This is a genomic window from Dapis brunnea BLCC-M229, from assembly GCF_050015995.1.
Lineage (GTDB): Bacteria > Cyanobacteriota > Cyanobacteriia > Cyanobacteriales > Microcoleaceae > Trichodesmium.
Window position 1 is genome coordinate 15,654 of sequence record NZ_JBNHEP010000298.1, and the last position, 12,268, is coordinate 27,921.

Here is a 12,268-nt window from a genome sequence, read left to right on the forward strand (position 1 = left end):
CAGATATACAGATTCAAAACTATTGCGCAATAGTTCCGAGGAATTTTCCAGATAAGAGTATCTTCTCAACATCTACCCTAGAGAGTAAATTAAATATCATTTCCCTTTTTGATTAATAATTTCACCTATAAAAGATGAGTTATAGATAGAAAACTATCGCGCTACACTTTTATATAATTTTCCTAGCTTATTTTAAAATATACTAACCAAAAAATGTTTCGCAGAATTTGGCAATGGCTAAAAAGTTTATGGGAAAAACTTTTGGGGTTATTCTCTCAACCTCAAACAAACTCTTCAGAAACTCAACCACTCTCTCAGTCTCCTCCACCTTTAACAGATACAGATTATGATTTTCTCTTCGGTCAACTTTTAGAAGGTATTACCCAAGGTTGGTCTCCTGAAAGAGTAAAGAATTTTTTTGACGACCTGGGAGAGCGAGGTAAACCTGAACTTTGGCAAGAATGGCTACAACGATTTGGAGAAAGATTATTAGCATCCCCGAAACCTAATGATGAGTTAGCTCAGAGAATGGTTAGTTTTGCTACCTTGACTCGATTGCTCCCTTCTCTAGAATCTCTGGGAAATCTAGCTAATAATATTGGAACTGAACTTTTAAGTCGGGATGATAGTGGAGCAATTTGGGAATATGATGGGCCTGATGCTGTTGTCTCCTCTCCTTCTCAACCACCTTTAGGAGAAAATCAAGAAAATGAAGCTTTGGAAAATTTGGTGGTTAAGCTTCAGGAAGACCCAAATTTATTTGCAACTGTTGCGCAACAGTTAGGTATACAGACAAGTGACCCAAGAGTAGTTATTCAGGGAATGGTTAATCAGCTTGGGGTAGGAGTGAAAGATCTGCAACAGTCTGCCGAGCAAAATTCGGAAATATGGGCTAAGTTGGGTTTAGAGCAAGCAAAAGCTGGAGACTTAGCTGGGGCAGTTGATAGTTGGGAAAGTGCTTTAGCTTTGAAGCCTGATTATCATCAAGTTTGGTACAACCGAGGCAAAGCATTACTACAGTTAGAAAGATGGTCTGAAGCGATCGCCAGCCATGACAAAGCTTTAGAAATTAAGTCTGATGACTATTTAGCTTGGAATAACCGTGCAGAAGCTTTGGGAAAATTGGAGAGATGGCAAGAGGCAATCGCTAGTTGTGACAAAGCTTTAGAAATTAAGGTAAATTATTATTTGGCTTGGTATAATAAGGCTAATTTTTTGGTTAGTTTGGGAAATTTTACAGAAGCGGTTAATTGTTATGACAAGGCATTAGAAATTAAGCCTAATTTTTATGATGGTTGGTATGAGCGAGGAAATGTTTTGAGAGATTTGGGTTTGATGGAAGAGGCGAATAAAAGTTGGGAGAAGGCAAGGGAAATTAAACCTGAGTAAGTTATCCTGATAGTTTTTTCTTTTTGCCCTAATCTAAAAAGGTAGCCAAATTCTTACAGAGTTATTTGTACCTAATTCGTCATCAGTATAGCTACTAACAGTTACTAAAAAGTTGCCTAGCATCATAACTAAATATCAGCTTTCTAATTGTACCTTGCTTGCTTGGAATAGTCGTAACTTCCTCTTGAGAAGTCAAATTCCAAATTTTGATATTTGAGTCATAACCACCAATTTTGACATCCTCCCTACGTTGCGCTGACGCGACAACGCGGGATTCCCTAACATCACTGATAGGGGCTTTCTGCTGCCTCTTGCAGAGGAGCTGCGCTTTTCATGTCGCGTAGCGAAACATAGCACCCGCCTCCGAGGCCAAACCTCTTTCTGGTCTTACGGTCGCTCCACAGACTGACACTGCTAGCCCAGCAGCCTAGTTTGACTTACCATAACACACTATTGTAAAAACCGCTCTTATTGATTGGTTTTCCCATGCGACGCTCCCCTAATAGCTGCCGCTAGGCTCCGCCAACGGGAGAGCGCGGGTCTTCAACCAACTCGGAAACTGCGGTATCACTATCATTATCTGAGTTATGCCTGCAATAGTGTTTCATGATCCTAATGGACTTTTGGTTTGAAATTCCTTGGTCTTCAAAGACATGAATATACTCCCTGTTAAAACCGTAGCTCACTAAAGTCTTACTATCTCGGCTAAACGCAACCTCAGAAACAGGGCTATTTGTAATTCATCTTTAGACTTAGCAGAAACTCTCACCACATCACCTTGAATAGATGCTTAAACTTTTTTCAATTCATCTCATCCTTAGAGAGTGAATGCACAAGCAAAAATTAAGACAGCGTATTGAATTAATCTTCGGTATTTTCGGTGGGTTACGGCTCCCAGTTAAGAGTTTGCGGAGCAACTCATAAGTATTGTCGCCGACTTGAATTGGCGACAGCCGTTTCGCTCTGGGACATATAAAGCGTTTGCGTTAGCGCAGCTCCTCTGGAAGAGGCAGCATTCCGTAGGAAAGCTTTGCGCCAGTAAAACCAACCCTAAGCCTAGATTCAATATTCCTTTTAGAAACAGTCTCTTAATCAACTTAGTAATTTTTTTATGTATTTGTTGACTAATGTCTTTTTGCAGTTTAACCTCTATTTTGAGAATCATATCATGTTCAGTTTATCTGACCATAATATCAGAAATCAGCATAAAGAAAGATTTGCATTCAATATAGGTAGTAAATACGTTATTCTATAAGCGGATTTTATACAAAAATGCCCAAAAATTAAATCTTGTAGTAAACATATATTTCCAAGTATTGTAAAAATGTCAAATAATAACAAACAACAAAATATTTCTCTATTACAAGCCTGGCAGAAAAAAATTCAAGACGCTAATGTTAATAATATATTTTGTCATTGTCATGGGTGTGAATATGAATGGGTAGACTCATCCTGGGAAGCAATATGCCCTAATTGTAATAGTACCCATATTGAGCGTATTTCTTGTTGGCAATTTCCGGATGATTAATTAATCTCAAATTTGTCAAGTCTATCCCAAAAATGTACTGTAGTTCTGCATAGTTATAGTAATTTTAGATATGGATGATAAAAATATAGCAATAGAGCAAGGTGTTCCCACTTCTCCCTTGACCAAAATAATTACAATAGACAACCAAATTTACTCTGGTTAGATATTTCCAATAATACGAAATAAAATAAATTATCCCTAATAAATCATCAATTATCTCCTCCTACTCCCTACTCCCTACTCCCTCTTTTCTAATCAACGATAATTAGTAAATTGTAATGGCATGGGAAAATCTTCTGTTTTTAATCTTTGCATTACTGCTTGTAATTCATCTTTCGACTTAGCAGAAACTCTCACCGCATCACCTTGAATAGATGCTTGAACCTTTTTAAATTCATCCTTAATCAACTTAGTAATTTTTTTAGCATTTTCTTGACTAATGCCTTTTTGCAGCTTTACTTCTTCCCTAACTCTATTACCACTAGCAGATTCAACTTTACCAAAATCAAATATCTTTAACGATAAATTCCGTTTAGTTGCTTTAGTTTGTAAAACAGTATGAACCGCATCTAAACTAAATTGACTACTGGTATTAATCGTAATTGTATCTTCTCCTAACTCTAATGTTGTATTAGAATCTTTCAAGTCGTAGCGAGCTTTAATTTCTCGCTCCGCTTGATCTATAGCATTAACTAATTCTTGCCTATCAAAATCGCTGACTATATCAAAAGATGATGTAGATGCCATAATTTTTTCAGATATTATTTTGATTTTACTTAATAAAAATTCCTATCACAAAAACAGCTTACTAAAAATTATTCACACTGATTAAACTCAGGATAAACAAAATAGCTGTACCAGAAGAACTAATAACAAACATAAGCGATCGCCCGATAGGTACGTCCAAAATATAAAATATAGAATAAAAAAATCGTCCAATCACAAAAGCAACTGATGCTCCTATAGCTAACACAGAATCTTGTTCTGTCAAATATGCCATAAAAGAAGCTGCTGCAAATAAAATAAAAGTTTCAAAAGAATTTTGATGTGCCCAAGTTGCCCTCTTAGCATAATCAGGCAATTTCTCAAACAAAGCACGAGGCGCACCCAAATCATAGCCTACTTGAACACGACCGTAGGCTACTACTAAAAAAGGTGCGTAAACTAGCATTGCTCCTATTACGATGGCATCAAGTAAAATAGATGGTGCTGCTAACTCCAACAAACTCATTTTTTTAGAAAAATTAATCTAGGTAGAACAGAGTTACTACTTTACGTTGTTCTTCTGCATCTTGACAAGTCTTCAATAAAGTATGACTATCGTGAAAAGCAAAACAAATCAACTGTTGGCATCGAGAAACAATTTCTTGGTTACAAATAGAACTTGCTTCAGCTAATGATAATTGATCATTTTTAGGATTTTCCACCAAATGAATGACCTTCTCCAATTCTTGGCGAGATTCTCTTGGTTGTCGTCCCAAACTTTGAGGTAAAATAACCGTAATCAAATTAGGGTCAGCCCTCATTGCCCCCCGAACTGCTGCTAAATTAGTACCCGTTGCACCTGATGTAATAATATGATTTGAACCTAACACCAAAGCATAACTTAACAACTCAATTAATTGTTGATGAGTAATAGGAACATGACGAGAACCCAAAACAGCAATTCTTTTAGAACCTGTTTGTTGGATTGCTAAAAGTTCCTCTAAAAAATCATCTACCTTAGGTATATCAATTGATTGACTCAAAGATTTTATCTATTGTAATAAAACTGCCAAAGGGATTATAACAAGTAAATATCTTTTTGTACATTTATTTTGTGGGAAAAATAACAATTGAGCCTGAAAAATCAATCAAGACAAAAATCAGGAGAGGCAAAATCCTTGGCTAAATTAGCTCAAGAATTTCCACCCACTCCCCTAGCAATTATTTCTGGTATTGTACCTTCTGGATTAAGGAGTTTTGACATCTCCAGGAGTTAAAACACCCTGGATTATGTGGCGAATCCACCGAAAACAGAATAAATCTGTGTTTTATTTAAGCTTGTCAACAGACTTCTAGACTCCTTGCTTGGCATGGATAGACCATTATCTAGCTGTGAGCTTACTTTTTTTGAGCTTTCCGAGTGGTTTTACTCTGTAGGTGTTGGAGCAATAAATCGCTGCTTTAGCTACCTTGCTTGCTTTCAGCCGTCTTAGGAAATTAATTCGCCTTATACTGTCAACCGGAATCTCACCGTACTAGCTAGAGGTCATGGCGACAAACCTTGTTCCTTATTCCTCTAGTATAGCAGATTTTTACTAAGGGATAATCCTGTATGTCGTTATTCAACCAGCCGTTAAAGCGGGGACTGCGTAATTCCTCCCATCATTCTTTAGGTTTATATCGGAATTGTCCAGGTAGTAGGACATTGGTTTAATGGAGATGGGGCAATTCTAGCAGTAAATTTTAAGTCCTCTGATTTAGGGGGTCAATAACTATGAGCTGTTTACTGTTCTCTGAAAAGAAAGAGCAGAATACCAGATATAAATCTGATATTTTTCATTTCCCCTGTAGGTTTCAAGTACTGCCAGCTTTTACGAAGGTCAAAACCTTTGGCAATGCATGAAATTGGCAACCAGAATTAGGTACATAGATTTTAGTGTATGAGTGCTCATTTTTACTTAATCTATTAGTTCATAAACCAGGAGTAGATATTAGTAGAGAAATGTTTGGGGCAAGCGGTTGTTTTAACCATGAAACCCAGACCCTCACTACAGCCAAATTATGGCCAAATTTCTCTCCCATGGAACATATTTATGCTACTGATATAGAACTTTAGCCGTTTTTATGAACTTAACCCAAAACCGAAGGTTGCGAGAGAAGTGTTTGCGCAGCATTCATTTAGGCAAAAAACCTCCCAAACCGAGAGTTGAGTTTTGGAGACAAGCTTCCTGCTTCAGCGCTTTGCAATGTCCCGAAGGCTGTAACCTATACTCTCTAAAGGCTTAAAATCAGCGGGAACCATACCATGAGCAATGCCTGAAAAAAAGTATGTTTAAGTATCTTGGGGTAAGATTTCAGCTTCTGTTTCTCCCCCTTTTTCTCAGGGGTTAATGATCCATTAAAATTTCAATAATTTCCCAAATTTCCCAGCTATGAGCGTAGCTGAAAATGATTGAACAAGTGTTCAAAATCAAAATCTTGTGCCATTAGTCTTTTAACACATTCTACTTTGACAGGTTCATGTAGACGGACACTACCAAAGGTTCGATCTATAATTTCCACAGTAGATAGAGTATCATAGTCCACTGACAAAACAGGTACTTCTACATCCTCAGCACGACGCAGCACTAACTCATCAGGTGGAAGTTGCCCAGTTAAAATTAGACAATGGGTTGAAGTTTCTAAAGCTGCTAGCTGAATGTCTGTCCGATCGCCCCCCGTAACTACCGCCATATTTGTAGTCTTACGGAAATATTTTATCGCTGCGCTAACATTCATTGCACCAATTGTCAAGCTTTCTACCATTAAATCCAGGCGGTCAGGACGACAAAGTACCTGGGCTTTTAATTGCTTAACTAATTCTTCAACTGTGACACTGCGTAGGAGACTGCTTCTAGGCAATATTCCTAATACAGGTATATTCCTAGCTTCGAGAAAAGGTCTTACTAATGTAGTTACTGTTTCTTGTGCCGATCCTGGGACATCATTAATGACTACACCCAGAAGGGAACTACCTAAACGTTGTTTAGCTGAGAGTAAAGAGTCTATATAATAATGTGAATTTGGACGAGTTACCAAAATTACAGAAGCATTAAGAATTTCCGCAACTTGTGGCAGTGATAATTCCAAAAGACTACCCTCATCCAGGGTACTCGGTCCTTCTAATATTACTAAATCCTCTCCCTCTATCTGTAGATATTGGGCTAGAGATTTTTGATAATCTGTTTTTTCTTCTCCGAGCAACCGCTTCTCTATAGTACTTTGATCGAGCATCAACAGAGTTGGTCGAATACAATTTTGTGAAAGCTTGAGAGTTTCAGTTATGAACTGTACATCAGCATCTGTCGGAATAGATGTTGGAGTTAAACAGTTTCCCAAAGGTTTTCCATAGGCAATGCTTATACCTTGCCCTTGTAACTCATGGGCTATTCCTAAAGTAATTGTAGACTTGCCACTGTAAGGTTCAGTCGATCCAATTAGCAAATAATTTGCAGATTTTGGCACATCCTCACTCCTGCAATTAATGAACTTTTGGAAATTATCGCATTTTTAGGGCAAGTATTCCTGTTTATATCTCCAACCTAGGATATAAAACCTTTTTTGAGGATATATGGCAAACATTGTGGTCGATTTAGTACAATAGGTCCAAAGTTAGCAGTAACCTGTTGCTTAGTCCTTTAGCCGGATTGGTTTTTTATGAATAAGTTTGTTCAAAGCAAATCAGTGTATAAAAGTCCAGAGGTTTTTTCCTCCCGAAATTGCTAGTCAGACACCATTATCTAGGCTAGAAAATTTCTGGTAAAAGGGCAAAATTGCTGGGCCTTCCCATAAGACAATCCCTTGCAGGAGAGTGCGGGTATAAAAGCCAAGGTTTTGATAACGATAGTCAGAACTCCCATAAAATTGTGAGACTTGAAATCCTATTTTCAAGAGTCAGTCTTAGAAGTGAGTATCAAACCTAAATTACTCGTAGCGAAGTAGCTTTCCGTAGAAAGTCTTAGAAAAATCAATAGTGCGAGTTTTGTTATAATTCAGTAAGACATCGATTAAAAAATCAATAAACTCATAAGTAGCCATCATAATTTCATAGCTGAGTTCTTGATTACCATCAAACTGCATTCTGCAACGAGTTATGTCTGCAGGTAATATAGAAACATTCCAGGTAATAACAAAAGGAATATTTTCGCCTCCTTCTATATTTCTTGCTCCTTCTAAATTTTTTTGTTTGTATAGGCTAATAGCAAGACCGAGATATTTACGTCTTTTATCTGTGTAATATGGAGCATAAACAGCTATTTCTCCCTTCTCGGCTGGCTTTAATTGATTAATTTGTGGCATCCTATTTTATCATCTCCGTAATAAATACTACCTATCAAAGCCTAGTCGTTTTCTGTTTATATAACTAGGCAATTTAGCAAGTATATTTATAATTATTATATAACAATTAGGAATGATTTTGATAGATATTTAAGAACAATTAAGAGCAATCAAAATCCTTTTATATTCTGAGTTATGACTGCTAATTACCACTAAAATCTTATAGCTGAAATATGATTGCTATATTTCAATACGGTTCAGTTAGGGATTTTTTGAAGAAGGAAAAAGGAAAAAGGAAAGTAGATGAGTCTATAGATTAATACAGCTCAGTTACGAATTTTTTGGGCATTTATGTAATCTAAAAAGCTCATCTAATGGTTCTATACTTTATGAGTTTTGGTCTTATCTGAACCGTATTGTGCTATATTTGAGATTTGAGCTTATACAGCTATCATCCTGGAATTGTCTTATGTTATTAGGGTCTGAGGATTCAGCCCTTTAAACGATAAAAAGCGGTGTAGGGATGGGGATGTTTCCTAGCCATATCTAATGGAGCAAGAGAAAAGAAAAATTTTTCCTGTTCGTCAATAATCCTCTATTTTTTAAGGATAGATAATTGTTTCGGCTGTCGCCGACATGAAAATTGTTAATTATTGAACAAGTCGTTATTAATGTAGTTGGATCTAATTTTAACTATTACTAAAAAAAATTAGTTCATTAAGAAAAAAAGCAACCTGGATTTATCTGCTTGGATAGTCTGGGCGGAGAAGACCGGTAATTTTATATCAAATTCATGGATAGATAGTTATAGTCAAATAAGTACAAAAATGTTCATATATCTATTTGTTGCCTACTATGAAGTAAAAAATGTAATTATGCCATTGATCTAAAAATAATTTCTTAAACTTAGTAAATTGTATTTAGTTAATTATGAGTCTGTTTTAGTCTAATGCCAAATAAATGATATGAATTCATAGCTAATGACTCACTAAGACTAAAACCCCAATACTTTGTAGCAATATTTTTTGCAACTGGTATTAGTTCTAGGAATACTCAAAACTATCTTTATTTATATATAAATCATCAAAAAATCATACAAATATGAGACTAAAATAGCCAATAATGAAAACTCCGAGTATATTTTAAATCTTACTTTTATTATGAAAAATTATCCCAAGGTGGTTACTTATAAATCTGTGATTTATGCCTGCAACTTTACACTTTAGACCTCTGATAAATTGTAAAAATTAAACCTTTTTTGCATACTTATTATTACCCATAACCCAGAGGCAGTGTACCTTTTTTCTTGACCGTAGCAATATTTTATGAAATTGGTATTATAGATTGAATTTAATGGTCATAGCTGAAAATAGGATATAGCAGATTTGGGGATGAAAAATCAAAAAGAGGAACTACTTCTTAGATCGAGCTATTGGATGAGACTAACTTCCCCATTCCAAGAAATCAAATCATTGCAACAAATTTATGACTTATGCAAAACACTAGATATATGAAAAAATAACTATTAGGCTGTCAAAATAGTTTTGAGGATTAACCAATTGTCAAAAGGATTGCCCCTAAATCAAAGTTACAAAAATTTATCCATTATTTCCAAGTTGACAGACCCCTATAGCATTTAATATATAGATTAGCTTGCAACTATAAAGAGGTGTAAGTGCTGAAATTATCAAAAACTAAAATTCTCAACCCAAAACTCCTCTAAACCTCCACTCCAGAAGTAAAAAGACCATCTTTATAGTTTTTTAGGACAGAATTAGGTTAGTCTCTTAAACATAAGAAAATTATTAGTTGTTGGATCTTTTAAGATTAGTTGAATTATGCCGGACAGTTCTTGGCCAAAAAACGATTACTATCAGGAAACCCAAATTTATCAAAACTATACCTCAGATAATGAACAGCAAAATTATCAGGTATCAGAAAAACAGGAAAGTTCAGATGCTAAACAAATAGAGCAAAAAACGGAAGTTGTGGATACAAAAAAGCTCAGTAATCAGAATATTTACGATGGTCGTAGAGGTAAAGCAGCATTTATGCTATCGCTGATATGGACTACTACTATAATACTGCATTTGCTCTCCTGGGGATATTGGATAATTCTGGGTTTGACAGGTTTACTATCAGTTCAACTTTTGAGAATACTATTTGCTAAACCAAAACTAGCTCCAAAACCTCTATCAGAAGAAAACTTGGCAGACTGGCCTTATGTGTCTCTGTTAGTAGCAGCTAAAAACGAAGAAGCTGTAATTAGCAAATTAGTAAAAAATATCTGTGCTTTGGATTATCCCACTAATAATTACGAACTGTGGGTAATAGATGACAATAGTACAGATAAAACCCCTGTATTGTTAGAACAGTTGGCTCAGGAATATCAACAGCTAAAAGTGATTAGAAGAGGTCCAGATGCTGGGGGAGGTAAGTCAGGTGCTCTAAATACTGCTGTACCTTTTGTGAGGGGAGAAATTTTAGGAGTGTTTGATGCAGATGCACAGGTAACACCTGATTTACTCCGACAGGTAGTACCACTTTTTGCTAGGGAAGAAGTAGGAGCAGTACAAGTAAGAAAAGCGATCGCCAATGCAGGTCTAAACTTTTGGACAAAGGGACAATCTGCAGAAATGGTCCTAGATGGTTTTTTTCAGGAACAGCGAATTGCCATTGGTGGGATTGGAGAACTTAGAGGAAATGGCCAGTTCGTGCGTCTGAATGCTTTAGAAGAATGTGGGGGGTGGAACGAAGAAACTATTACTGATGATTTAGATTTAACTATTCGCCTACATCTAAATCAATGGGATATAGATTTTCTCGCTTTTCCGGCGGTAATGGAAGAAGGAGTAACTAACTCTATAGCTTTGTGGCATCAACGTTCCCGATGGGCTGAAGGAGGATATCAGCGCTATCTAGACTACTGGCAATTAATTTTGCGTAACCGAATGGGATTTGGTAAAACCTGGGATTTATGGCAATTTTGGGTGACACAATATCTAATATCGGTTGCTGCTGTGCCTGATTTTTTGATGTCAATAATTTTACGTCGTTTACCAATAACCAGTCCATTAACTGTGTTTACTGTGATGGTTTCTTTGTTAGGAATGTTTATTGGTTTACGTCGAACTCGGAAACGACAGAGGAGTTTAGCAAAAAAGGAAAAGGTGATGGAGTTGGCTTTGAGGAAAGAACATCCATTGTCTTTATTGCTGACTTTCCTAGAAAGCGTGCGGGGAACTTTTTATATGTTGCATTGGTTTGTGGTTATGGGTATTACTATTGCTCGGATGTCTGTATTACCTAAGCGACTAAAATGGGTAAAAACAGTTCATAGAGGTGATGGGGATGATGGGGAAAGTTAAAAGTTGGGGCTAACTACTGAAGCATATAGATTTTACCCAAGTTCTCAAATATAGTTATTCCAGTTAAAAAAGTGCTCCAGTCTTATTGAGAATGACTATATATTCTCACTCTGGGCATCAAAAGAAAATGCTCTTCTAGTAGAAGATTTATCAATGTGCAGAATGTGGCTCTCAAATGGACAAAGACTTTAATGCTGCTGTTAATTTAGAAAACAATATGGATGAGTAGGTGTAGTACCGACGGAGAATAAGCATTGGTCTAGAAAATGTACAGACTGCAGTCCGTACTTCTCATAGAAGTAGGAACGGATCTGCTAAAGCTCAAATTCTATTTTGGGAGATTGCTTTCTTAAAGGAATACTCCGAAACGCTTCCCTGGGAACCTTTGGGTTTGGGTAAGTTTAGAGCTGATGTGTAAACTTAGTTGTTTGCGCACCATTCCACAAGAAAAGTTTTATTTTACCTAGCTCTCAGGAATTTAGGATCTACTGAACCATAACTCACAAAACCAAAATCTAGCAAGGGATTAAGTCTCTTAATATTTACTCGATCAATCAATTCTTAGTAGAACGCTTGTTATTATCCCATGACTTATTTTGATAGTAATTGTACAAGTGGCTGTAGCTCTTGATAATGTTTTTAAAAGATTAATATCGCAGATTGCATAGGAATTATATCTAACTAGGAACAGGGAACAAAGAGATAAAAAATGGAGAAAATAAAGATTTAATTTTGATAATTTCTAGGATATCTTTGATGATTGATGCTCTCTTTGTAGCAAATATGCCCACAAATTGCTATGATTGAAGAAAAATATTTGTACTCAAAGTTATAAGCATAACAATTGTTAAGGTTGAGAATTGCTATACTTGAATGATGTTTATTTTTTGATGTCCATAACAAAAATGAATTATAAAAATCCAATAGCTAGAAAAAGGGCAAAGGAGAAAAAAAGATTGGG

11 protein-coding genes are annotated in these 12,268 nt (G+C 36.1%); 5 read left to right on the top strand and 6 right to left on the bottom strand.

Annotated elements, in window-relative coordinates; genetic code table 11:
* Window positions 1-213: 213 nt before the first annotated feature.
* The gene (locus ACP6PM_RS34500; protein WP_426591382.1) at window positions 214-1,389 is read left to right on the top strand and encodes a tetratricopeptide repeat protein; all 1,176 of its coding nucleotides are present in this window, start codon (window positions 214-216) and stop codon (window positions 1,387-1,389) included.
* Window positions 1,390-2,074: 685 nt separating this feature from the next.
* Here the strand turns inward: ACP6PM_RS34500 and ACP6PM_RS34505 are convergent.
* On the bottom strand, window positions 2,075-2,173 hold the full coding sequence (locus ACP6PM_RS34505; RefSeq protein WP_426591415.1) for a hypothetical protein: 99 nt from the start codon (window positions 2,171-2,173) through the stop codon (window positions 2,075-2,077).
* A gap of 540 nt (window positions 2,174-2,713) precedes the next feature.
* Between ACP6PM_RS34505 and ACP6PM_RS34510 the strand changes: the two genes are divergently transcribed.
* On the top strand, window positions 2,714-2,917 hold the full coding sequence (locus tag ACP6PM_RS34510) for a hypothetical protein (RefSeq protein ID WP_426591383.1): 204 nt from the start codon (window positions 2,714-2,716) through the stop codon (window positions 2,915-2,917).
* A 255-nt stretch (window positions 2,918-3,172) separates the two neighbouring features.
* Here the strand turns inward: ACP6PM_RS34510 and ACP6PM_RS34515 are convergent, their stop codons facing one another.
* The 3 genes from ACP6PM_RS34515 to ACP6PM_RS34525 all read right to left on the bottom strand — a co-directional run bounded on the left by ACP6PM_RS34515 (window position 3,173) and on the right by ACP6PM_RS34525 (window position 4,665).
* Window positions 3,173-3,664, bottom strand: a complete 492-nt coding sequence (locus ACP6PM_RS34515; RefSeq protein ID WP_426591384.1) for a YajQ family cyclic di-GMP-binding protein — start codon at window positions 3,662-3,664, stop codon at window positions 3,173-3,175.
* 61 nt (window positions 3,665-3,725) lie between these two features.
* Entirely contained in the window at window positions 3,726-4,148 is a 423-nt protein-coding gene (locus ACP6PM_RS34520; RefSeq protein ID WP_426591385.1) for an MAPEG family protein, read from the bottom strand.
* Between the two features lie 13 nt (window positions 4,149-4,161).
* Window positions 4,162-4,665: a DNA recombination-mediator protein A gene (locus ACP6PM_RS34525; RefSeq protein ID WP_426591386.1), complete on the bottom strand. Its 504-nt coding sequence runs from the start codon at window positions 4,663-4,665 to the stop codon at window positions 4,162-4,164.
* Window positions 4,666-4,752: 87 nt separating this feature from the next.
* On the opposite strand from ACP6PM_RS34525, the gene ACP6PM_RS34530 reads away from it, so the two are divergent.
* On the top strand, window positions 4,753-4,899 hold the full coding sequence (locus ACP6PM_RS34530; RefSeq protein ID WP_426591387.1) for a hypothetical protein: 147 nt from the start codon (window positions 4,753-4,755) through the stop codon (window positions 4,897-4,899).
* A 659-nt stretch (window positions 4,900-5,558) separates the two neighbouring features.
* Window positions 5,559-5,738, top strand: coding sequence for a hypothetical protein (locus tag ACP6PM_RS34535; RefSeq protein WP_426591388.1), 180 nt, complete (start codon window positions 5,559-5,561; stop codon window positions 5,736-5,738).
* A gap of 314 nt (window positions 5,739-6,052) precedes the next feature.
* Here the strand turns inward: ACP6PM_RS34535 and ACP6PM_RS34540 are convergent, their stop codons facing one another.
* Together ACP6PM_RS34540 and ebsA are read right to left on the bottom strand one after the other, a co-directional pair.
* Window positions 6,053-7,126, bottom strand: coding sequence for a phosphotransacetylase family protein (locus ACP6PM_RS34540; RefSeq protein ID WP_426591390.1), 1,074 nt, complete (start codon window positions 7,124-7,126; stop codon window positions 6,053-6,055).
* 459 nt (window positions 7,127-7,585) lie between these two features.
* A complete protein-coding gene (gene ebsA / locus ACP6PM_RS34545) occupies window positions 7,586-7,960 on the bottom strand; it encodes a type IV pilus biogenesis protein EbsA (RefSeq protein ID WP_426591391.1) in 375 nt (124 codons plus the stop codon).
* A 1,817-nt stretch (window positions 7,961-9,777) separates the two neighbouring features.
* On the opposite strand from ebsA, the gene ACP6PM_RS34550 reads away from it, so the two are divergent.
* On the top strand, window positions 9,778-11,307 hold the full coding sequence (locus ACP6PM_RS34550; RefSeq protein ID WP_426591392.1) for a glycosyltransferase family 2 protein: 1,530 nt from the start codon (window positions 9,778-9,780) through the stop codon (window positions 11,305-11,307).
* Window positions 11,308-12,268: the final 961 nt, after the last annotated feature.

Coding starts and splice junctions, on each gene's coding strand:
- ACP6PM_RS34500 (WP_426591382.1), top strand. CDS start 214: ATGTTTCGCAGAATTTGGCAATGGCTAAAAAGTTTATGGGAAAAACTT.
- ACP6PM_RS34510 (WP_426591383.1), top strand. CDS start 2,714: ATGTCAAATAATAACAAACAACAAAATATTTCTCTATTACAAGCCTGG.
- ACP6PM_RS34515 (WP_426591384.1), bottom strand. CDS start 3,664: ATGGCATCTACATCATCTTTTGATATAGTCAGCGATTTTGATAGGCAA.
- ACP6PM_RS34520 (WP_426591385.1), bottom strand. CDS start 4,148: ATGAGTTTGTTGGAGTTAGCAGCACCATCTATTTTACTTGATGCCATC.
- ebsA (WP_426591391.1), bottom strand. CDS start 7,960: ATGCCACAAATTAATCAATTAAAGCCAGCCGAGAAGGGAGAAATAGCT.
- ACP6PM_RS34550 (WP_426591392.1), top strand. CDS start 9,778: ATGCCGGACAGTTCTTGGCCAAAAAACGATTACTATCAGGAAACCCAA.